Origin of the sequence: Bacillus sp. EKM420B, from assembly GCF_011065565.1 — a bacterium.
GTDB lineage: Bacteria > Bacillota > Bacilli > Bacillales > Bacillaceae > Bacillus > Bacillus velezensis.
Map to the genome: position 1 here is coordinate 204,976 of NZ_JAAMNX010000004.1, position 20,490 is coordinate 225,465.

Below are 20,490 nucleotides of genomic sequence, written 5' to 3' on the forward strand. Positions count from 1 at the left end.
CCTCCTTTTTAAAGGATTTGTTTTTGCAGTGACTGCAAAAAGGTCAACCCTTCTAATGTGATTTTTGTTCCTGCGCGTCCCCGGCCTTTTGTCACATAGTTCATCTTTTCTAAGTAATCAAGCCTGTTTCTGACTTGCTGGGGCGTTAATGTCATTGTGCTGTTTTCGCTTAATTCGGATATGCTCCGTCTGCTGGCGGGTTCGCCTTTTGTATTTAAGTCTTTAATTGCTTCCAAAATAAACAAAAACTCTTCTTTCTCCATCAATGTCAGCCGTTTTTCTTTTTTCTTAGCGGTTTTCGCTTTCTGGCTGTTTTTGATATACGGCGGGACATGCTCGGGATAAATCGTGCTGCCGGATGCTGCCGCGGCCATATAGTGCGCCGCATTTTGAAGTTCTCTGATGTTGCCGTTAAAGGTGTGCCGCTCAAACAGCGGATAAACGGACGGATCGATATGAATATGCTGCCCCGAGACTGTCAGCATATGCTGCAGAAGAAGCGGTATATCGCTCTTTCGTTCAGATAAAGCAGGGAGCGGAAGGCATAACACGTGAAGCCTGTAAAATAAATCTATGCTGAACGTGTTTTCCGCGCCGGTATCGCCAAGATTCGCCGTGCTGCTTGCAATGATGCGGGCGGAAAGCCCGGCGTCCAGCTCGGAAAGAAGGCGGGCCTGTACCGAGAGCGGCATGTCTCCGATTTCATATAAGAATAATGTTCCGCGGCGGGCTCTGTTTAATGCACCTTCAGCGCCGAACAGTTCATATTCGAGCCGATCTTCGCTTTGGCTGCAGTGAACGGTAATAAATAGTTCGCTGTTTCTGCGGGATTTATGATGGATCGCTCTGGCCATTTGTTTTTTTCCGGTTCCGACTTCACCTGTTATGAAGACTGGCAAATCAGATAAGGCAAATTGCGAGGCCAATCGTTTCGCTTCTGAAAAGGTGTGATGTTCGCCGGCTAGCTGATAAAAAGGATCAGTTTGTTCAATTACACTCATGAATTGGCTCCTTTTGGTTCTAATTGGTTTAAGTATAACACGTTTATGCGATCGAAAATATCTTTTTCTCTTGTATCGGTTCATTTATTTTTATTTACAAAATTAAAATAATTATCTTATTGTTCGAATATTCATGTTATAATGGCATATTAAATAGGGATTTAAATAAGAAAGGACTCTGTAAATGAAACCGTTGCTTAAAGAAGACTCTCTCATCCAGGTAAAAGACATTTTAAAAGCGCACCAAAACGTAAAGGACGTTGTGATACATACGCCTTTGCAGAGGAATGACAGACTTTCTGAGAGGTATGGCTGCAATATCTATTTGAAAAGAGAAGACCTGCAGGTGGTCAGATCATTTAAGCTCAGAGGGGCTTATAATAAAATGAGGCAGCTCTCAAAAGAGCAGACTGAAAACGGAATTGTATGCGCAAGTGCGGGAAACCATGCGCAGGGGGTTGCGTTTTCATGCAAACACCTCGGCATTCACGGCAAGATTTTTATGCCGTCAACTACACCGAGACAGAAAGTATCCCAAGTGGAGCTGTTCGGAAAAGAATTTGTTGAAATCATATTGACGGGTGACACTTTCGATGATGCGTATAAGAGTTCTGCGGAATGCTGTGAAAAAGAAAACCGCACGTTTATTCATCCGTTTGACGATCCCGATGTCATGGCCGGACAGGGAACGGCTGCCATCGAAATTTTAAATGACATTGATGTTGAACCGCATTTTCTTTTTGCAGGCGTAGGGGGAGGGGGACTCCTGTCCGGGCTCGGCACGTACATGAAAAACATCTCGCCGGATACAAAAATCATAGCTGTAGAGCCGAAGGGCGCAGCCTCCTATTTTGAATCGAAAAAAGCCGGACAAGTGGTTGAACTTGAGAAAATTGATAAATTTGTCGATGGGGCGGCCGTAAAAAAAATCGGCGCTGAAACCTTTCAAACGCTCGAAACCATCGTCGATGACGTTTTGCTTGTCCCGGAAGGAAAAGTGTGCAGCACGATTCTTGAATTATATAATCAATGCGCTATCGTGGCTGAACCGGCGGGTGCATTGTCCGTGTCAGCACTTGATCTGTACAAAGAAGAGATTAAAGGGAAAAACGTCATCTGCATGGTCAGCGGAGGGAATAATGACATCGGCAGAATGCAGGAGATGAAGGAGCGCTCCATGATTTACGAGGGGCTGCAGCATTATTTTATCGTTAATTTCCCGCAAAGGGCGGGAGCGCTTCGCGAATACCTTGATGAGGTGCTCGGTCCTGATGATGACATCACCCGGTTTGAATACACGAAAAAAAATAACAAAAGCAGCGGCCCCGCATTGGTCGGCATTGAGCTTAAGCATCGGGAAGATTACGGCGCGCTCATTGCCCGGATGAATCAAAAAGGATTTCATTACGTAGAGGTGAATAAAGATCAGGATCTGTTCCACCTGTTAATCTGACTTTTTTTAGAACGGCCGCGCAAAATGACAGACACGCTTTCTCAGATTGTATATAATAAAAAGAAAACAATCGAAAAAGAAGGATTGATATCTTGTTACTCAAAAGCCTAGAGTTCAAACGACAGGACGGGATTCAGGTAAAAGTGACAGAAATACCGGTTGTCACGGAAGGTGAACATTATTTTTTTCAAATTCATCAGCACCTTGAGCTTTATTTGAGAGAAGTTTTTGCTTCACAAAGTGTGAGAACAGTGTATTCATTCCGACAATATGTCAAGCGCCGTATGAAGTGGAAAGATTATGAGGCCGTTTTCATCCAAGAGATTTTAAAACATAACGCATAACGGTGCACATTCCTTAGCGCCTTCCTTTTGATAAGGGAGGGTGCGGGAATTTTTTTATGATGAACGCTGTAAGCGTTTTATCTATGGGGGGGAATGGAAATGAAAAAAATGAAAAGCTTCGCTGCCGTCTTTTGTTTGCTGCTCTTGTGCGCCTGCGGGGGGAAAACGATAAAAGACCCGCTGAACTATCAGATTGAGCCGTTTTCATATCAGAACCAAGACGGGAAAACAGTGTCACTGAAAAGCCTGAAGGGGCATGTCTGGATTGTCGATTTTATGTTTACAAACTGTAATACAGTCTGTCCGCCGATGACGGCCCACATGACCGAACTGCAAAAAAAACTGAAGGCTGAGAACCTGGACGTGCGGATTGTGTCATTCAGTGTAGATCCTGAAAATGATACGCCGAAACAGCTGAAAGCCTTTGCTTCCAAATATCCGCTTTCGCTTCGCAACTGGGATTTTCTGACCGGTTACAGCCAAAAGGACATTGAAGATTTTGCGCTGAACAGCTTTAAAGCAATCGTCAAAAAGCCGGAGGGAGAGGATCAGGTAATACATAAAACTTCTTTTTATTTAGTCGGACCTGACGGCAAGGTGCTTAAAGATTATGACGGCGTGCAGAAGGTTCCGTATGATGATATCCTCTCAGATGTCAAAGCGGCTGAGGAGCTCAAGTAAACTGGCAGATTAGACATTTTCAAAACTGAAAAAACATGTTACACTTTCCACTAGTAGACGGGGAAGGAGCAACCAGATTGAAGCTGCGAATGTTCTCATTGATCGCCGGACTGGCTTTGCTTTTATCAGCTTGTTCTGTCCAGCGCACCGGTTCTGACGCTGAAGAACCGAAAACGAAAGATCATATTGTCATAGCTGCGGTCGGTGATTCATTGACTGAAGGAGTAGGAGATCCTGACGGTTCAGGATACGTCGGCAGGGCAGCGGAGTCTCTTAAGAAAAAGGGACATGTGAAAACGGTAGATATTAAAAATTATGCGGTGCAGGGCGACAAAACGTCGGACCTGCTGGAAAAGCTTGATAATAAAAAAGTGCAGAAATCATTAAGGAGCGCCGACTATATCTTTTTTACCATCGGCGGCAATGACTTAATGAAGGTGCTCCGCCAGAATATGATGCAGCTGACGGTTCAGCCGTTCCAAAAGGAAAAGAAACCTTTTGAAAAACGGTTCAAGGCGATCATTTCAAAAATCCGCAAATATAATGAAAACGCAGAGCTGGTGTATGTCAGCATGTATAATCCATTTACGTTTACGCTGCCTGAATTAAAAGAAATTAATGGGGTTGTGACGGATTGGAACAAGATCGCCGCAAAAGAGCTGGAAAAAGATCCTCACGCCGCTGCGGTGAATGTTGAAGAATTGTTCAGTCAAAAAAGCGGCAGCAGACGGATTTCAAAGGATGATGATTTTCATCCGAACGCAAAAGGGTATGCACTCATCGCCGACCGATTATACGGCATCATAGAAAAACAAGGGTTACCAGCAGAATAGGGTGAAATGATGAAAAAGTGGAAATCGCTGTTTTTTGTTCTTCTCGCACTCAATGTGATTGCCGCCGCGGTAATTGTGACATTATTGGTTATGCCGGGAGAGCAGGCGAAAATACAAGATCAGACAAAAAGTGAGTACGGCTTTCATATCACAAGCTCCAAAGAATCACTTGCCAGGTTTGTGAATTCGTACTTAAAAGAGAAGGCATCGAATCAGCTTGACTACAAAGTGGACATCAATAACGATGTGCACGTGGCAGGTAAAATCAAAGCATTCTCAACCTCCATTAACGCGGTCGTCACATTTGAACCGTCCGTACAGGAGAACGGAGATGTGGTTTTGAAAGTGACGAAGTTTTCATTAGGCGAATTAAGCCTGCCGATCAGCTTTGTGCTGAATTATATGGACAGCTTTTACGAACTCCCGTCATTTGTGCACGTTCATTCCGGGGATAAAAGCATCGAGATCCGTCTGTCAGAAATGCCTTTAGACAACGGCATGTATGTAAAAGCGGATAAAATCAATCTCGACACGGATGAAATTGAATTTTCCTATTATCATCCGAAACAATAAGTTTTCATAAAAAAACACAGATCCTTTCAGGGATTTGTGTTTTTTTGTGTCAGCGTTTTTTGTCTAGCTTGCTGAACAGTTTGATTAACGTTGCAAGCTCTTCATCAGAGTAGCAGTCAAACCGTTTAAAAAAGTATTCTGTTTTTTTCTGGTTGAAATGATCGACAATTTTCTCCCCGGCTTCCGTAATATGGATTCTGATAATTCGCCTGTCCTCTTTAGAACGGATGCGGGTGATCCATTCCTTTTCTACTAAAGCGTCGGTCACTGCGGTAATGTGGCTTGCGGAGACCTCAAGAATAGGGGCGAATTCTGTTACTTTTTTAGGCCCTTGTTCACTGAGAATCCGCAAAATGGTGAATTCGTTCCTGGACAGCTCTTTATCTAGAATTTCATTAACTTCATTTCTGATTTGTTTAAACACTTTTCGAAGCAAAGCTTCCATATCATACATCATTTGTGTCCTTACTTTCAAATCATGAACCTCCAATATGTAGTCAGCGTGGCATTCGTTCAGCTTCCCCTGAAAGCAGAATTATTTTTATTCTGTTTATACATGCTATAATATAATAATACCACGTATGAACAAAGGAGGGCACCCGTATGTCAGAAAAAAAAGAAATCGCCACATTTGCAGGCGGCTGTTTTTGGTGCATGGTGAAGCCGTTTGACGAACAGCCCGGGATTGAAAAGGTGGTGTCCGGCTATACAGGAGGTCATACTGAGAATCCGACTTACGAAGAAGTGTGCAGTGAAACGACCGGACACAGAGAAGCCGTTCAAATCACATTTCAACCTGACGTTTATCCGTATGAAAAGCTTGTCGAGCTGTTTTGGCAGCAGATCGACCCGACTGATGCAGGCGGCCAGTTTGCAGACCGCGGAAGTTCATATCGGGCGGCGATATATTACCATAATGATGAACAAAAACAAATCGCTGAAGCCTCAAAAAAACAGCTTGAAGAAAGCGGCATATTTAAAAAGCCGATCGTCACAGACATTTTAAAGGCTGAGCCTTTTTATGAAGCGGAAGGCTATCATCAGCACTTTTATAAGAAAAATCCTGATCACTACGGGCGCTACCGTGTAGGTTCCGGACGTCAAGGCTTTCTGGATGAGCATTGGAGGGACAGATAAGATGGCTTTTAATAAAGAAGAAAAAATCAAATCATTAAACCGCATGCAATATGAAGTCACGCAAAATAACGGAACGGAGCCGCCGTTTCAAAATGAATTCTGGGATCACAAAGAAGAGGGGCTGTATGTTGATATCGTATCAGGAAAGCCCTTGTTTACATCTCTGGATAAATTCGATTCTCATTGCGGCTGGCCCAGCTTTACAAAACCGATTGAGGAAGAAGAGGTTGACGAAAAACTGGACACAAGCCACGGGATGATCCGGACGGAAGTGAGAAGCAAAACAGCGGACTCCCACTTAGGCCACGTATTTAATGACGGCCCGGGGCCAAGCGGTCTCCGTTATTGCATTAACTCTGCGGCACTCCGGTTTATTCCGAAAGACAAGCTGAAGGAAGAGGGCTATGAAGCCTGCCTGCATTTATTTGAAAAATAGAGCTCAGCAATAAGGCCTGCCTATCAGACAGGCCTTTTTTCTATGTTTTTTTTTCTTCATGTAATCGTTCAATAATCTTTACGATTGTGTCTTTTGTGATGAGCGGCGCCTGATCGGATTGATATCTGGGGAGATTGACCTTCCGAAATTCCGGATGTTTGGCGGGATCCGGCAATATCGCGTAAAGATTGCCCCATTCATATAAAGATTCCGTCTCATGAGGAGAGGTCAGTTCTTCATGAAGCTTCTCACCGGGGCGTTTTCCCACTTCAACAGCGGCTGGCCGCGGCAGTCCGTGCCGGAACGCATATTCTTCAAACCCGTGAAGCAGTTCTTCAAGCCTCAGGGACTCCATTTTAAAAATAAACGTTTCTCCGCCCTTTGTAATCGCCGCAGATTGCAGAGTGAGCGTTGCGGCGTCATCGATCGACATAAAAAACCTCGTCATGTTTTTATCCGTAATGGTGAGCGGACCGCCTGCCATCAACTGCTCAAATAAAATAGGAATAACGGAACCGCGTGAACCGAGCACATTGCCGAAGCGGACCGAACAAAACACCGTACCGCGGTTTTGAACATGATGATTTGCCTGATGAAACAGCTTCTCGGACAACAGCTTCGTAGCCCCCATTGTGTTTACCGGGGAAACGGCTTTATCGGTTTTTTAAGATATTTACTGCATTTTGAGGAACTATCAGTGGCGGTGAGATCGAAAGCGAAAAATTAAACCTCAGGATAGGGGTGATTTCAAACTGAGCCGGAATTGGCCCTTTTCTTTTTTGTGTCATCGTAACGATAACATCTTTGAAGACCATTCTTAATAGTGAGTTCTTTTTCTCTGTGCTTGTTTCAATGTGATATTGATCAATTATCTTATTTATGTTGTTTCTGACTGTATTACTGTCTATTTCTGATTGCGCTTCTTGAGTTCCATTGAGTTCATGCTTGGCAATCTGGAGTTCTTTAAATTCTTCATCTAAAACAGCTTTTCTTTTCAAAAAAAGTTCATCAGTGTAAATGCCGCTTTCATATTTCTCGAAGATAAAATTCTCTTTGTTTTTTAACTCTTGTTCTTTTTGTGAAAGATGTTCAGACATTTGCTTCTTTGTTTTCATATTACTATTTACGTCTTCGTATTTAGAAATCATCGAAATGATATGTTTTGTTAAAGTCTTATTATCTAAGTTGCTTAAAGAAGAGAGGTAATCCAGAATGGCATTTTCAACATCGTTATATCTCACATAAGTGCATTTATTCTTTTTGCAAGTGAGTGATTTAACGTGATACACACTTTCCGTGCCGTTTTTGTTTTCTCGCGTTCGCCTAGTTTCGTATTTAGATAATGGTTCACCGCACTTAGAACAAGTGCATACGCCTGCCAATTCACTTAATTCCAATGCGTTTTTATTAGGCAGCAAGGGAACTTTGTTTGCAATTTTCTCTTGTGATTGTTGAAATTGTTCTTGATCTATTATAGGGGCGTGTGCATCCGATACTACAATTTGTTCCTTTTCAGGTCTAATTGTTCGTTTACCGTCTTTTGTTTTTTCCCTAACCTTATATTTAACAGTTCCGATATACGCTTCGTTTTGCAGAATTGCTTTAATTGTGTATTGATTCCAGCGCTTTTTTCCTGATGGAGTCGGTATTTGTAATTTTGTTAAGTGAGAAGCAATCGCTGTATAACTAACTTCTTTTCCATTCAACCCATTTAAAAAGATGTTAAAGATGAATTGAACGACTTTTGCTTCTTCTTCGACTGGGACTAGTTTGGATGTTTTTTTGTTTAACCGGTATCCATAAGGCGCTAGTCCGGAAATCCATTTCCCTTGTGCCGCATATGTGTATTTAGCGCCTGTCATACGCTCTCTGGTCATTTCAAATTCTTCTCTGGCCATAAACAATTCAAAACGAATCTGACGCATGTCTGCAGGATTTCGAGGGTCATAAACTTTATATGGTGTAATGATAATCAATCGCTTACTTTGAAGAAGGTTAACAATTTGTCCCGCATCACTGTAGCTCCCGCGGCTGAGTCTTGTTATTTCTTTAACAGCAATTGCCTGATACTTGCCTTCCTCGAGGTCTTTAAGACATTCTTTAAAAACAGGGCGACCCTCAATGCTTTCTCCTGACCCGATTTCCATTTTTAATTCATAGGGGATTTCAATCGACTTCAGTATTTTATTCATGAGTTCATTTTGTTCTGTTAGCGTATCTTCGCCTGTTCTTTTTTCCCGCTCCATATCCTGACGAGAGCGTCTAAGATAACCCAAAATATTTGTAATGTTGTAAGAATGAACGATGTTTTTTAACTCCAAAAAATCAGCACCTCCTCTTTATTGTATTTACTGTAAAAACAGAAGTATTCGTACAATATTCTGTCTGACATTGAATACGAAAATAACGTAATATATTGTAAGGATTGTATTGTTTGAATATTGATCTATTCTAATCGTATTCATTTTTTAATTAAACGCCGACTGTAATTAACAGGGTTTTTATTTTGTTCATTTAATCCTCATATGACAGCGCTTATGAGCAACTATAACTTGAACACTAAATAAAATAATGGTTTTATCCATAAACAAAGAACTTAGAACGGTGGGGGAAATATCAAAGGAACTTAATATCCCAGACTGGGGTATTCTGAATCTATTTAAGGCAAAAAAAGTGGACAAGCTTTCTTACTCTGAATTGTCAATGAGGAGGAGAGCAAAAGACTTTGATCTGCTATACGATCTGCATTTCAACAAAAAAATGAGCCTAAAAGAAATTGGCCGGAAATATAATTATTCGCCTCCCTACATCCGTCAAGTTTTTAAGGATCAAGGAATTGAGCACTTGGCGTTAAAAATCAGAATAAGAATTAAAGAAATTAACGGATACGTTAATTCTCAAAACATCTAAGACTGTTTTTGAGAACAGTCTTTTTTGTGTAGTAAATATATCTTAAATTGTGAATGAATATTTGATAACTGCAGTGATTTTTGAACGGTTTCAAACGTAGGACTGCCTTACCTTTTTTAAACGAATATAATAATAACAGGAAAAAATATAAATGTTTTATGGTATGGTGTTCAATGTGTTAAACAATAAAATTAGGGATAAATGAGAGTTCAAATTGAAAAGTCTATTTGCTAAAATTCTCTTTATGTTGCTTGCAGCCGTTATAGCCATCCCAACTGTTGGAGCTTCGGCCTCGGAAGTGAAAAAAGCGAGTACTTCTAAACAGGATGTGCAATTTACTTATAATCCAACCGAGCTTCAAAAACTTGCTAAAGAATACTCAGTCCCGTCAGTTAAAGAAAAAGGCATTTTAAATGCGGCTGAAGAATTAAAAGGTCTCGAAAATGGTAACTCACAAGATCAAATGAGTACTATGGGAGCTAAAAGCGCCGCAGCTAAAGAAGCGATTAAGGTTATTAGAGGACTAGCGAATAATGCTTGAGCAAAAGACATTTTAGGTACAATGTTCGGAAAGTCCACGGTAAACAAGATTATTAAAAACACAAACAAAATTTGTAAGGTTCTCGAAGATATAACCGGAGCTCCTAAAGAGGTTGCTGCTATGGCAAGAAAACAAATTCCACCAGCTATTAAAGGTGCTGTTGGCGCAGGAGTTGCTGAAACAATTGGCATGGCGGTAGAATATATCATCCTTGCTGCAGATTATCTTGTTCTTTAAATACTAAAATTAAAGGTAATACCATGACTGGAAATCGTTTTGTAGACTGGTGTAACGAAAATAACCTAAATTCTGAAGACGAAACTTTTCTCGTCCAGTTGTCAGGTGCATTTTGTAATTATGAAAATGATAAAGCGAAAGAAATGAGTAAGCAATTATTCATTACCCGATATGGTGAAGAGCTTGGAATTAGCTCCATTAAAGGAGATAATCGATCAGAATATGAAGAAATTATTCGTACTTATGAAAAGAATAATTACAAGCAGAACGAAATTAATATAGATGAACTGCTGCAGGCATTATTTGAGACAGAGATGATGTTATCTTTAAAAGAAAAGTTTTGATAAAATCCTAATTGATGTATCATAGGGGTTTAATCAGCCACTATAGACTACAGAGTCCCTCACACGCTCTGTGGTTTTTTTGTTTAGATTTGAATGTATCCAAATAAAAAAAGAAGCCTCAGAGGACTTCTAAAATTATTAATTCTTCTCACATGCAAAGTTGTCATTATCGCGATCCATCTTAGATGTATAAGCAGGGTGAGTGCTTGGTACGCCATGCGGGTATTTCTTTCTCAGCTCTGTGCAGTTTGCAAAGTGTTCTGTTCCTCCAGCAGAAGGGGAGGCTTGTGCAGAGTTAGAAGAGCTGCTTGATGCTGAACTGCTTGAATTTGAATTGCTAGGGTTCGATTTATGTGTCTCGGATTGGTGTGTTGTAACTGACTTTTGAGCCGGCTTAGATACACTTACTGATTTCTTCGGTTTCGTTGCGCAGCCATTAAATCCTTTATCAGTCACATACCCATTCTTACTCCAAATCTTCAAGTCTTTATCTTTCGCAGCTTGCTCATCTTTCTTATACGTGTCTAAATACTTCGTGTTTGGCTCATATACATAAGCTACTCGTGCTAATCCTTCTTTAAGCAGTGTTTCTTGTACTGATTTGCCATCTGCATAAACGTAAGCCAGCATTCTGCCATACTTGTCTGTACGATCTCCTTTATCAAACTCCAGTTGAAGTTTTCCCTTGTTAACCAGCTGTTTGTTTCTTGCTGAAGCCTCCTCACCATATGGTTGTACGCAAGAGTTTGGCTTCTTAGTTTTAGGCGTGTCAACAAGTAAATAACGAACCGTTTTGACTTCGCCTTTATAGTTTACTTTAATCGTATTCCCATCAACTGTTCTGTTAAGTGTTACATCGACCAGCCTTTTCTTTTTGTCAGACGCCTTTTTATCCGACGAATCCTTCTTTGAAGCATTTTCGGCTTTTTCATTGTTGTCATTAGTACTTTTGTCATTTGATTGAGTGTCTGCCTTTGTCTCTTTTACATCCTTTTCTTCTTGCTGCGTTGTTTTAGCTTTGTCTGAATCTGTTTTATCTGAAGAATCAGAATCAGACCCGCACGCGGCCAAAGAAAAGCTTAAAGATAATGCGCAAATACCTAACAGCCATTTCTTCAATGTAATTCCCCCAATTTGTTTGTTCTGTCTCTATATCGGACAAACCTTCCTAATTATAAATATAAAACCAAAGATTGTAAATTCCATTTTGGCATTTTAAGACACTCAAATACAGTTTTGAGGTAAAATTTAGTGGTCTAAACATTAGAGGAGGGAATTTATATGGAAGAAGGGAAGTTAATTCACATGACTCTTAATGGAATAAAGGATGCTGTTTCTAAATACGGAACTTTTCCTATGTTCCAACATGGGGGGGCATGTCATGGAAGACGCTGCTTTTCAATTCAGAGATCCGGCCAGTCCTCAAGAAATTAATAGTTTAGAAAAGATGTTAGGGGTAACTTTGCCTAATGATTATAAAGAGTTCCTATTCAATCACAACGGAATGGAAATGTTTAATGGTATTGAGCTTCTTAGCACAGAAGGGATAATTGAATTTAATGAAGTTCAAGATTTCCCTAAAGGCTATGTCCTAATTGGATACCACTATGATGGCAGGTATGTTATTGACACAAACAAATCAAATAAGGGATTAGAGTATATGTTGTATCTAGATTCAATTGATGACATTGAAGATACGGTATATTTAGACTCTAACTTTGAGGTATGGTTTGACATGTTAGTGTCTTCAAATGGAACAAAATACTGGGAAGTGAGCCCGAAAACTCAAGAGTATTATAAATATGTTTCAGAATAGAAAGTTTAGATAAAATCAAGTGGGAAGGAGACAGCTATGAAAGTATTTGAAGCAGCCTCGTTCATTTCAGCGGCGGAAAAGCGGGCAAAAGAATACGATCAGATTAGAGAACAATTTATCAATCTCAGGAAAGCCTATCAGGGAATGGCTGACTTAGATGACAGTGAGTTTTCGGGTAAAGGTGCTGATAACATCAAAGCATTCTTTCAAGATCACGCAGGAGTTACTGACAGCTGGCTTGACCTGATCGATATGAAGATAGCTTTTCTTAACAGCATTTCTGGAAAAGTAGCTGATGCCGGATTGACCGATTCGTTTGTGGAAGAGTCATTTTTAGAACATGAGCTGATTCATGCGAAGAATAAATCACAAGCCATCATGCAGGAGCAGCGCAATGAAATGAAGGGTATCCTTGGTGAAATCAGTGATATCATTCATCTTGATGTTTTCTCTACAGAAGATGTCGATCAAAAGCTTAAGTCAGCAGAAAAAAATAGGAACGATACCATACATAAACTCGGCAAGCTTGATCACGATCTAACGAAAGAATACGCAGAAACCGAAGCAAACGAACAGTTCATCCAGTCTGACTTTCAGCAGCTTCAAAATGCCACAGGCAAAGGAAAAAACGCCACTCCGCTTCACTATAACGCCAAGGCGTACAAGGAAAGCGATATACATAAGAAGAAAGGCGAGATTGCAAGACATTCAGATGCTTATTTGACGATTAAGAAGGAAGAAGCGAAAGAGCGGGAAATCAAGGATCTGAAGAAAAAGCTGGCTGATGGTGTGACCGATCCGGATGAATATTTGGAAATCGCGAAGAAGATCGGCTATAAAAACCTTGAACCTTCCCAGCAGCAATATGTCATTCAGCTTGAACAAGCAAAACAGCTAGAAGAAGCCGGAGAAGTGACTTGGGATATATTAAAAGGAGCCGGCGTTGGTTTATATGATGTCGGGAAAGACACGGTAACCAGTCTATGGGACTTCATAACCGACCCGGGAGAAACCTTGTCAGCACTGGGAAACGCAGTACTTCATCCAGTTAAAACATATGATGCTGTTTCAGCAGCAATCGAGGAATCGTATCAAAAAGATATGGTGAACGGAGATGCTTACTCCAGATCAAGATGGGTGACATATGCAATTGGTTCAGCAGCTGTGGCTGTCGTCGGAACGAAAGGCGCAGGAGCCGTTAACAAAGCAGATGCGGCGGGGAAGGTCATAAACAAAGCAGGACAGGCAGGGAAGAAAATTAAAGACGTTAAGATTGCAGATTTGCTTCCTTATAACTCTAAGTATGATCTTGCTCTGTCGGGTGACGTACCATACAATGTGGTTGACAGCCAAAACCTTAAAAATGAACTTTTTATTAATGCAAAGAAATTAGATGAAACAAGAAAGCCATTTACAGGCCAGAAAGTAAATGTCCCTTGGTTAAATAAAGAAAAATATGAAGCATACGAAATAGACGGTAAGGTAAAAGTTAAAGGACAGCCTAGAGATGTAAACCGTAGGGTATATACAATGAAAGATATTGATCTTAATCAAAAAAATCGTAAAGGCCTTACGAATCTTCAACTGATGAAAAATGGTAACGCTCCGTTTGCAAAAGATGGAACCCAAATTAATTTGCATCACTTGATTCAAGAAGAACCTGGAAATATGCTCGAGATACCTGAAAGCTGGCATAATAAGTACAGTGATGTTTTACATGGTTTGAAAGGGAATGGACAGAGTTTTAGAAATGACCCAGTACTTGATAAACAATATAAAAGTTTCAGAAGAAAGTATTGGAGATGGAGAGCTCAGCAATTTGAGAACCAAAAATAATGAGGTGAAGGTTTAATGGATTATTCAAAAGTGAAAACTTTCTTCAAAGAAAATAAAGAAAATTCAATTCTAACAGGAGGTGTTACTGAAGATCAGATTAAAGAAATAGAAGAGGGTCTCAATGTAACCCTTCCAGGCAGCTATAAATGGTTTTTGACTGAGTATGGTTCAGGGGGAGCATACGGGACTATGATACTCGGTTATGACTCTCACGGTGCTGAAGTTGTCGAGCAGACCAATGAATATAAAAAGTATTATAACCTTTCCGATGGTCTCGTAGTTATCGAATATGTAGATGAATTTTCTTATTGTCTTGATACTAACAAGATGAAAAATAGTGAATGCCCCGTCATTCTTTGGGATAACCAAGAGGGATATGGTAAACAAGTTAGTAGCACATTCCTAGAGTTTTTAATAGAGGAACTAGAAGAAGCGAAAGACGACTGGATTGAGGATGAAGACTGGGACACTTAAGCAAAAGTATTACACTTGTGTAATCTATAAAAAATGTTTTTATCCAATAAACAAATTTTTGTAAATCTTCCAATGGTTTCATTTGATCTGTTATAATCAAACTGTAAAATACAAACTGGTTATAGTGTATCTTTTTAATAAGAAATGCATAAAATAAAAAGAGCATGGTGTTGGTCACACCCCGTCAAAATTTGAGTGAGGGTGAATGCTATGGAAGGTCTAAATAACTCTTACAATATCACGAAAGATCCGAAGTTTTTAGCGTTTTGCAGTTTAGCGACAGAAGGTGCAGGAATTAGTTCGAATCAGCAATGTTCAATTGGTTTTAATGAATTCAAAGAAGCGCTGGAGAATGGCAAAGTAGTTGATAATAAAAACCTTAAAAGCAGTTCGGAATTAAATCACCAGTTTGATTACTGGAAGTCCAGAATAACTGGGGGACGAGCTGTAACTGAAACTGATCATCAAGTGCTGGATATCATCAAACAAGCATACAATCTTGGAATGGTGACGAAAGATAATATGCTTTTGAGAAATCAAGCCATTAACGCGTATAAAACATCTATTTAATTTAATATTAAAGCCCCTATTCAGGAAGGGGCTTTTGCTTTGCAACTCATTCTTTATGTTTAATCTAAAACCATAAAGTCCTGCACTTTTGTTTCTTCTTCAGGCAAATCAAATTCATTAAATTTCTTTTTAGTACGGATATCAAAAATCCCCATATAGCCACCAATGCCTTTTTTGTTTTCCTCTTGTGAAATCACATAAAGTTTTTGATCTTTAAACTTTGCATTCATATACGGAAATTTTAAATCGAATTTTTCAAAAGAAAAATCTTTATCGTACTCAAGTAAGCAGGCGCATCCGGATTTGTTAATATATGTAACGTAAAATTTACCGCTTTTTTTGTCGTAATACACAGCGTCCGCTTGTTCGAGATCATCAGGATATTTTATGAATTTTGATTTCCATGATCCTTTTTCGATTACAGTTAGTTCATGTTCTGAGCTAGCCACAACATATTTTTCAGAGTGATCAAATACATCTCCATAGGAAGCTAATCCAATCGTTTTAATAATCTCTTCTGTTTTTCTATCAATGAAGTACAAAGACATTCCTTGAATGACGTAAATATACCTATTATCGCTTCCTCCCATGGTTACGAGGGGAGGCAAATTCAGGCTATATTTTTTATTGAACTTTTTATCATTTACTTTCAGTTCATTTCCATTGGTGTCGACATTATAGGCTTTTACGGAAATATCTTCTCCTTGATACCAAAAAGCAAATGGATTGGACAATTTATGTTCTTTAATGGTGTTGTTTTTTAATGTGTAATAATATGGTTCATGTTCAGCTAACAAGACGATATCGTCTGAAGAGGGGGTTTTTTTCTGGATATATGGTATATCCGGTACCTTAAAGTATCGTTTATTGAATTTTTCTCCTTGGGATGTGGATATGAGTACGCTTTTCTTGATGAGTGGATTTGAATAGATAAAAAAGATTTTATCCTCGGTTGGATTAATTTTAGAAGTACGTACAGAGTGTTCAATTTTATTTATAAAGAATATATTGATCAACAATATTACTATTGCACCAATTAGAACTCCTGAAATCCCATATAAAACATAAGACTTTTTCATATAACACTCCTTATCTTTTATATAAAATAAAAAGACACTTGCAGAATAAATCTGCAAAGTAAATGATTAGGAGCAGACAGTTTTTGATGAGCGGTCAATATCTGCAGGTGTGACAAGTGCGCCTCCATTACTGTCTAGGTCGGATCCTTTTGTGTTTTTGTATGATTGCCACACAAGTTTAGAGCAATACTATTTATTTGTGCTTTTTTTGGTTGCAGCTATGAATAAGGCTTACCTGTTTTACTATGAAGGACAGCATTGCATAGAGCTCTACAGGTGAACACAGATCATAAAAAAACACCCCCTATGCGGGAGTGCCAAAACATTTATGCGGTTTGTCCTCGGCGTTCCGCTGAGAAGTCATTATGGTGATCAAGCGCGATATGGATACTGGCTGTGTGGCCTCTTCGGGCTTCTTTAAAAACTTTGTGGCCGTCAAGAAGATAATGTCCAACAAGCCCAAGTAAGATAACTAAAAAGATAAAAGCCGATGCAAATTTAAATTTCATAAAGACAATCCCCTCTCTGAATTTGTTTTCGGGCATAAAGCACTTTCTCATAAAAGGCTGTAGCTACTTTATGGTCTTCATTTACATTATAATACATTGCTGCATCAGTCGCTAGGTCTTCCACATCTGAAAGCATAGCTTTTGATTCTAAGTAATCTAAGATTTTAAAAAGTCGTTCTTTGTCATTCTCAACGAATAAACCCATAAGAAAATCAAACATTTTTCCTAATACGTCATCGTTCAACTCCTTTGACAGCATAAGACCTTGTTCACAAACCTGTTTTCCATCAACCGTGTTGAATAATTTAAAGTGCGTTTTTGCCAACATTAGAAGTATGTCAAGCAGTCGGCTAGAATTGTGAAGAGAATTACTTTGATAAATTGAGACGCCTTCTTTAAAATACTCCAATGCCTTCTCCATATGTCCTGTTGTAAATGAGCATAAACCGAGATTGTACAAAGAAGAACCTATTAACCGTGGCATATCAATTTCTTGTGCTTGTTTTAATGCATTCATGAAATGCGGTATTGCTTTTTCTGGATACTCCATGTCTAAATAATTCAGACCGATGACGAATGAACATTGGATTACTCTTATTGAGTATGTCTCGTGTGCTTTGTAGGTTTCTATTGCTTGAACAATATGATGCATAGACATGTGGGTTTGCTTCATGTGATAGTACACTTCAGCAACTTTATAGTGAAATTCAGCTCGCTCTATTTCATCGGGGACAATAGATATCTTCTTTTCAGCTCGGTTGTAAAAACTTATTGCTTTAAGATATTCGTACTGTTCAAATTCATACATCCCATGAAAAAAGTTAAAATAATATTCAAGGATTCCTTTTAGATCGCTTTGTTTACTTTCGATCTCTTCTGATAAGTCTGAAATTTTAGGTCGTTCTTCATTCATGGTTTTTGGTTCAAGGTAATCAAGCATTAATTGATGTCGAAAACACATGAGAGAGTAGTACAATAATAAATCTTGATCTTCTTCCATATGCTCTATTTCTTGTTCAATTTCACCCTTTAGAATTTCTGCATCTGCAACACTGAATAATCTTATATATTTGTACCATTCATTGATTTTTAAGCCAACCTTTGAAGAAGAGATCAATTGCTCCAAAAAAATCAACCTCCTAGTATTTCGTCTGATTATGTAATATTTTATCATAATGTAATATGTTGGGAAGGGTGTTTTTTCTTAATTTCTCAATTCGGTTTGGAATGCGATAGAACCCCCCTCGTTCGAGAAGGAGATATGATCAATTTCCTGTTGCTTTCAGTGAGGCAAGCCACTCATCTAATGTTCCAGAGAAACCTTGTTGAACGGCTAATTCATATGCTGATTTTCCATCTTCACCGGCAGCGTTAGTAGCTCCAGTACTGCCTTTTTAATGAAGCTAACCATTCAAAAGTGATGAATATTCAAGGCGGGAGTAAGGGAAATTAACAAAAAAATGTGAGGGAATTTAGATGAAACGATTTATCTTGGTTATACCTTTATTGGCTGCTGTTATTGCCTCTCCAACTCAAATAAAAGCAAGTCCAATGCCTTGTAGTACAGTACTCGAACCGGTAAATCAAAAACTGAAAAATGCGAAGGGTGCGGCCCTAATCTATAAAGTGCAGTTATACCCGCCAAGTGCTGCGAGAACGAATATGAGTATTCTTGCTGTCCACCTTCCTCAGCCATCTTCTTACGGAAGCTACGACGGTTATGAAGGATTTGCCTCCAAAACAGGGGAGATCAGTTGGCGATTTAAACTATATCCGACTCCCGAGAAAGAGAGCCCTAATTGGGCTGGAAGGATTGATTCCATATCGGCTGAAATGACAAATGTTAAAGTGCAAGTACGCCTTTCAAATTCTAAGACGCAAAAGTTGGGGCCGAGTGTATTAACAAACAATATCCAATCTTGCTATTAGAAATGTAGAGCTCTTATCAAAGAGAGCAGTGCGCTTGATCTTTTGTAAATTGTCAAAAAAGGTAATTGTTCGAGAAATTCTGGTAAAAAATGATGAAGAGTCCGTTAAGATGGAGTGCCTGAAGTCAATTCATCATTTGACAGAAGAGAGCCGGCAAAAGTCGATATTGCATTGCGTTTGATTTTGTACATAGAAAGACGGCATAAAAAGAAGTGGTTAGCTAAAAAAAGGCAAAGAGTCAACGCTCTTTACCATCAGGTGTTTTCCTTAAGCGGTCTGCAATATGCTTAATTAAACTCAGCGCAGCAGTCACTAATGCAATAACTAAAACAATTTCAAGTAAGAGGATAAACCCAAAATTCAAACCGCGCCTTTCAAAGTAATCCTCAGTAAAAAAGAGCAATTGATAAATTCCAAGCATCAGCACAATAAAGGAAGCGCCTATAATAGCGAGAGACTTTTTAGAGAACTCCTTAGTATGGTTAAAATTATAAATCAATAAGAACAAAAATAGACAAGCCATGGCGATCTTATGAGTCAATGAATCACTTGCTGAAAACCCTTGCACAAGTAAGGAGATAATTAATCCGGTCATTCCGATTATTTTATTCATGATTTCACCTTCATTGGATAAGTATGATCTGGTGTCAGCTTACCAATTAAAGGTGATATTCTCAACATAATGCAGTTTAAAGTTAACTTAAAATCATAATTTTAAGAACAAATTTAGAGTGGATCATGACATGCTGTTTATTATGCTGTAAACAAACGCAACAATAAATAATGGATAAGAGATAACAGCAATTAGTTTTGAAGATTTGCTCTTTTTTTCAAATGTGTATATTAGTGCAAATCCTAAAAAGAATATTGTGACAAACCAAGAAGAATAGGACGGGTACAATGCAATAAGTAAGACAATAAGAGTGGATAACGCAAAAGAAGATTCAAGTGTTATTTTCTGATCGTTTTTCAAATAAACCGCCTCCTTACACGTATTCCCCCATATAAAAACACTTAAACATTATATTAAGTCAGCATGATTAAATGATAAACATTTTACGTCAAGAACAAGATAAAGCAATCCGGCATTTCAAGGACAAGCTGGACATGTCTGAAAAACTGTACATATCCTTAGCTAATTTAACCTGCTTAGAGATAAGCAAAATGATTACGCGGAAAGGCTGTATAGACTTATAAGTCAGACCTTACCTAAACTTAGATCGCTTAAAGAAGGTGATGTGGTTGATCAGCCAATTGAATATTTCATGATGCAATTGTGCGGTTCTATAATGGTGAAGACCTCACCGTGTTCCATAAGACTACGGGGAAGTTGTTAAAATCCTTAAAATGAGGCGTTCTAGTCTGTCATTTCCTAAAACAGTGTTTTACTCTTGTCACAAATATGCAAGAAGGGCGGTTTGAACTTGTATAGAGTGTTTATAATGCTGTTAATTTTGTTATGTATAACATTAGGGTGTCAAAACCAACATAACAAACATTTTATGGAGGCTGAGAAAACCATGGTCGGCTATGTCATTTTAAAAGGAGAGAATCAAGCAATTCTCATACCTAATGAAAAAGCTGATGTTAAAGACTATGAAAATCTTAGTGAAAAAGAGATTATTGAAAAGTATAGATCGGATATAGTTTTACTGGGGCTTAGTCAACTTAACAATAAAGATGACTTGAGCAAAGGACAAAAAATTCGTATTTGGTATAAAAAATTAAATGAATCTTCACCGCCAAAAACAAATATCTCAAAGTTTGAAAGGATTTAGTACCTATTC

At 38.9% G+C, this 20,490-nt stretch carries 23 protein-coding genes and 2 pseudogenes; 15 read left to right on the forward strand and 10 right to left on the reverse strand.

Going from position 1 to position 20,490, the window contains the following annotated elements; all coding sequences use genetic code 11:
- Window positions 1-8: 8 nt before the first annotated feature.
- Window positions 9-1,001 (reverse strand): sigma 54-interacting transcriptional regulator, encoded by a 993-nt coding sequence (locus tag G9F48_RS14105; protein WP_048367432.1) that lies wholly within the window; start codon window positions 999-1,001, stop codon window positions 9-11.
- Window positions 1,002-1,185: 184 nt separating this feature from the next.
- On the opposite strand from G9F48_RS14105, the gene ilvA reads away from it, so the two are divergent.
- The 5 genes from ilvA to G9F48_RS14130 all read left to right on the forward strand — a co-directional run bounded on the left by ilvA (window position 1,186) and on the right by G9F48_RS14130 (window position 4,885).
- Complete coding sequence (gene ilvA / locus G9F48_RS14110) at window positions 1,186-2,454, forward strand: threonine ammonia-lyase IlvA (RefSeq protein ID WP_031379000.1); 1,269 nt, start codon at window positions 1,186-1,188, stop codon at window positions 2,452-2,454.
- A gap of 92 nt (window positions 2,455-2,546) precedes the next feature.
- Window positions 2,547-2,798: a DUF2535 family protein gene (locus G9F48_RS14115; RefSeq protein ID WP_094247854.1), complete on the forward strand. Its 252-nt coding sequence runs from the start codon at window positions 2,547-2,549 to the stop codon at window positions 2,796-2,798.
- Between the two features lie 99 nt (window positions 2,799-2,897).
- Window positions 2,898-3,479 carry an SCO family protein gene (locus G9F48_RS14120; RefSeq protein ID WP_165409647.1) on the forward strand — a complete coding sequence of 194 codons (582 nt, stop codon included), beginning with the start codon at window positions 2,898-2,900 and terminating at the stop codon, window positions 3,477-3,479.
- A 77-nt stretch (window positions 3,480-3,556) separates the two neighbouring features.
- Entirely contained in the window at window positions 3,557-4,312 is a 756-nt protein-coding gene (locus tag G9F48_RS14125; protein WP_165409648.1) for an SGNH/GDSL hydrolase family protein, read from the forward strand.
- Window positions 4,313-4,321: 9 nt separating this feature from the next.
- Window positions 4,322-4,885 carry a YpmS family protein gene (locus G9F48_RS14130; protein ID WP_003153637.1) on the forward strand — a complete coding sequence of 188 codons (564 nt, stop codon included), beginning with the start codon at window positions 4,322-4,324 and terminating at the stop codon, window positions 4,883-4,885.
- Between the two features lie 49 nt (window positions 4,886-4,934).
- Here G9F48_RS14130 and G9F48_RS14135 read toward each other — a convergent pair whose 3' ends face one another.
- On the reverse strand, window positions 4,935-5,360 hold the full coding sequence (locus tag G9F48_RS14135; RefSeq protein WP_003153639.1) for a MarR family transcriptional regulator: 426 nt from the start codon (window positions 5,358-5,360) through the stop codon (window positions 4,935-4,937).
- Window positions 5,361-5,488: 128 nt separating this feature from the next.
- Between G9F48_RS14135 and msrA the strand changes: the two genes are divergently transcribed.
- Both msrA and msrB read left to right on the forward strand, forming a co-directional pair.
- The gene (gene msrA / locus G9F48_RS14140; protein WP_063094973.1) at window positions 5,489-6,022 is read left to right on the forward strand and encodes a peptide-methionine (S)-S-oxide reductase MsrA; all 534 of its coding nucleotides are present in this window, start codon (window positions 5,489-5,491) and stop codon (window positions 6,020-6,022) included.
- Window position 6,023: 1 nt separating this feature from the next.
- Window positions 6,024-6,458, forward strand: coding sequence for a peptide-methionine (R)-S-oxide reductase MsrB (msrB, locus tag G9F48_RS14145; protein ID WP_007409536.1), 435 nt, complete (start codon window positions 6,024-6,026; stop codon window positions 6,456-6,458).
- Between the two features lie 40 nt (window positions 6,459-6,498).
- Here the strand turns inward: msrB and G9F48_RS14150 are convergent.
- Together G9F48_RS14150 and G9F48_RS14155 are read right to left on the reverse strand one after the other, a co-directional pair.
- A pseudogene (locus G9F48_RS14150) lies at window positions 6,499-7,119 on the reverse strand (polysaccharide biosynthesis protein); the annotation flags it as partial.
- A pseudogene (locus tag G9F48_RS14155) lies at window positions 7,095-8,779 on the reverse strand (recombinase family protein). The pseudogenes G9F48_RS14155 and G9F48_RS14150, both read right to left, overlap by 25 nt.
- A gap of 803 nt (window positions 8,780-9,582) precedes the next feature.
- Between G9F48_RS14155 and G9F48_RS14160 the strand changes: the two are divergent.
- On the forward strand, window positions 9,583-9,909 hold the full coding sequence (locus G9F48_RS14160) for a hypothetical protein (protein ID WP_165409649.1): 327 nt from the start codon (window positions 9,583-9,585) through the stop codon (window positions 9,907-9,909).
- 260 nt (window positions 9,910-10,169) lie between these two features.
- Window positions 10,170-10,490 carry a hypothetical protein gene (locus G9F48_RS14165; protein ID WP_070081995.1) on the forward strand — a complete coding sequence of 107 codons (321 nt, stop codon included), beginning with the start codon at window positions 10,170-10,172 and terminating at the stop codon, window positions 10,488-10,490.
- A gap of 138 nt (window positions 10,491-10,628) precedes the next feature.
- Here G9F48_RS14165 and G9F48_RS14170 read toward each other — a convergent pair whose 3' ends face one another.
- Window positions 10,629-11,609, reverse strand: coding sequence for a thermonuclease family protein (locus G9F48_RS14170; RefSeq protein WP_003153650.1), 981 nt, complete (start codon window positions 11,607-11,609; stop codon window positions 10,629-10,631).
- Between the two features lie 262 nt (window positions 11,610-11,871).
- Between G9F48_RS14170 and G9F48_RS14175 the strand changes: the two genes are divergently transcribed.
- The 4 genes from G9F48_RS14175 to G9F48_RS14190 all read left to right on the forward strand — a co-directional run bounded on the left by G9F48_RS14175 (window position 11,872) and on the right by G9F48_RS14190 (window position 15,186).
- On the forward strand, window positions 11,872-12,306 hold the full coding sequence (locus tag G9F48_RS14175) for an SMI1/KNR4 family protein (RefSeq protein WP_148661873.1): 435 nt from the start codon (window positions 11,872-11,874) through the stop codon (window positions 12,304-12,306).
- Between the two features lie 36 nt (window positions 12,307-12,342).
- Window positions 12,343-14,142, forward strand: a complete 1,800-nt coding sequence (locus tag G9F48_RS14180; protein ID WP_165409650.1) for a T7SS effector LXG polymorphic toxin — start codon at window positions 12,343-12,345, stop codon at window positions 14,140-14,142.
- A gap of 15 nt (window positions 14,143-14,157) precedes the next feature.
- Window positions 14,158-14,616: an SMI1/KNR4 family protein gene (locus G9F48_RS14185; RefSeq protein ID WP_165409651.1), complete on the forward strand. Its 459-nt coding sequence runs from the start codon at window positions 14,158-14,160 to the stop codon at window positions 14,614-14,616.
- A 210-nt stretch (window positions 14,617-14,826) separates the two neighbouring features.
- Complete coding sequence (locus tag G9F48_RS14190; protein WP_165409652.1) at window positions 14,827-15,186, forward strand: hypothetical protein; 360 nt, start codon at window positions 14,827-14,829, stop codon at window positions 15,184-15,186.
- A gap of 59 nt (window positions 15,187-15,245) precedes the next feature.
- Here the strand turns inward: G9F48_RS14190 and G9F48_RS14195 are convergent, their stop codons facing one another.
- From G9F48_RS14195 to G9F48_RS14205, 3 genes are all read right to left on the reverse strand, one after another.
- Window positions 15,246-16,265 carry a hypothetical protein gene (locus G9F48_RS14195; protein ID WP_165409653.1) on the reverse strand — a complete coding sequence of 340 codons (1,020 nt, stop codon included), beginning with the start codon at window positions 16,263-16,265 and terminating at the stop codon, window positions 15,246-15,248.
- A 326-nt stretch (window positions 16,266-16,591) separates the two neighbouring features.
- A complete protein-coding gene (locus tag G9F48_RS14200; RefSeq protein ID WP_003153655.1) occupies window positions 16,592-16,774 on the reverse strand; it encodes a hypothetical protein in 183 nt (60 codons plus the stop codon).
- The gene (locus tag G9F48_RS14205) at window positions 16,764-17,900 is read right to left on the reverse strand and encodes a Rap family tetratricopeptide repeat protein (RefSeq protein ID WP_094247857.1); all 1,137 of its coding nucleotides are present in this window, start codon (window positions 17,898-17,900) and stop codon (window positions 16,764-16,766) included. The genes G9F48_RS14200 and G9F48_RS14205 overlap by 11 nt, the downstream gene beginning before the upstream one ends.
- A gap of 350 nt (window positions 17,901-18,250) precedes the next feature.
- On the opposite strand from G9F48_RS14205, the gene G9F48_RS14210 reads away from it, so the two are divergent.
- Window positions 18,251-18,703 carry a hypothetical protein gene (locus G9F48_RS14210; RefSeq protein ID WP_094247858.1) on the forward strand — a complete coding sequence of 151 codons (453 nt, stop codon included), beginning with the start codon at window positions 18,251-18,253 and terminating at the stop codon, window positions 18,701-18,703.
- A gap of 238 nt (window positions 18,704-18,941) precedes the next feature.
- Here the strand turns inward: G9F48_RS14210 and G9F48_RS14215 are convergent, their stop codons facing one another.
- Together G9F48_RS14215 and G9F48_RS14220 are read right to left on the reverse strand one after the other, a co-directional pair.
- Window positions 18,942-19,316, reverse strand: coding sequence for a YoqO family protein (locus G9F48_RS14215; RefSeq protein WP_063636672.1), 375 nt, complete (start codon window positions 19,314-19,316; stop codon window positions 18,942-18,944).
- 123 nt (window positions 19,317-19,439) lie between these two features.
- Window positions 19,440-19,676, reverse strand: coding sequence for a hypothetical protein (locus G9F48_RS14220; protein ID WP_063636671.1), 237 nt, complete (start codon window positions 19,674-19,676; stop codon window positions 19,440-19,442).
- A gap of 547 nt (window positions 19,677-20,223) precedes the next feature.
- Between G9F48_RS14220 and G9F48_RS14225 the strand changes: the two genes are divergently transcribed.
- A complete protein-coding gene (locus tag G9F48_RS14225) occupies window positions 20,224-20,481 on the forward strand; it encodes a DUF3221 domain-containing protein (protein ID WP_238785826.1) in 258 nt (85 codons plus the stop codon).
- The last annotated feature ends 9 nt before the right edge of the window (window positions 20,482-20,490 follow it).

Excerpts from the sequence above, each read along its gene's own strand:
- G9F48_RS14165 (WP_070081995.1), top strand. The coding sequence starts at position 10,170 with ATGACTGGAAATCGTTTTGTAGACTGGTGTAACGAAAATAACCTAAAT.
- G9F48_RS14120 (WP_165409647.1), top strand. The coding sequence starts at position 2,898 with ATGAAAAAAATGAAAAGCTTCGCTGCCGTCTTTTGTTTGCTGCTCTTG.
- G9F48_RS14130 (WP_003153637.1), top strand. The coding sequence starts at position 4,322 with ATGAAAAAGTGGAAATCGCTGTTTTTTGTTCTTCTCGCACTCAATGTG.
- G9F48_RS14185 (WP_165409651.1), top strand. The coding sequence starts at position 14,158 with ATGGATTATTCAAAAGTGAAAACTTTCTTCAAAGAAAATAAAGAAAAT.
- G9F48_RS14105 (WP_048367432.1), bottom strand. The coding sequence starts at position 1,001 with ATGAGTGTAATTGAACAAACTGATCCTTTTTATCAGCTAGCCGGCGAA.
- G9F48_RS14225 (WP_238785826.1), top strand. The coding sequence starts at position 20,224 with ATGGTCGGCTATGTCATTTTAAAAGGAGAGAATCAAGCAATTCTCATA.
- msrA (WP_063094973.1), top strand. The coding sequence starts at position 5,489 with ATGTCAGAAAAAAAAGAAATCGCCACATTTGCAGGCGGCTGTTTTTGG.
- G9F48_RS14180 (WP_165409650.1), top strand. The coding sequence starts at position 12,343 with ATGAAAGTATTTGAAGCAGCCTCGTTCATTTCAGCGGCGGAAAAGCGG.
- ilvA (WP_031379000.1), top strand. The coding sequence starts at position 1,186 with ATGAAACCGTTGCTTAAAGAAGACTCTCTCATCCAGGTAAAAGACATT.
- msrB (WP_007409536.1), top strand. The coding sequence starts at position 6,024 with ATGGCTTTTAATAAAGAAGAAAAAATCAAATCATTAAACCGCATGCAA.
- G9F48_RS14210 (WP_094247858.1), top strand. The coding sequence starts at position 18,251 with ATGAAACGATTTATCTTGGTTATACCTTTATTGGCTGCTGTTATTGCC.
- G9F48_RS14195 (WP_165409653.1), bottom strand. The coding sequence starts at position 16,265 with ATGAAAAAGTCTTATGTTTTATATGGGATTTCAGGAGTTCTAATTGGT.
- G9F48_RS14175 (WP_148661873.1), top strand. The coding sequence starts at position 11,872 with ATGGAAGACGCTGCTTTTCAATTCAGAGATCCGGCCAGTCCTCAAGAA.
- G9F48_RS14190 (WP_165409652.1), top strand. The coding sequence starts at position 14,827 with ATGGAAGGTCTAAATAACTCTTACAATATCACGAAAGATCCGAAGTTT.
- G9F48_RS14215 (WP_063636672.1), bottom strand. The coding sequence starts at position 19,316 with ATGAATAAAATAATCGGAATGACCGGATTAATTATCTCCTTACTTGTG.
- G9F48_RS14200 (WP_003153655.1), bottom strand. The coding sequence starts at position 16,774 with ATGAAATTTAAATTTGCATCGGCTTTTATCTTTTTAGTTATCTTACTT.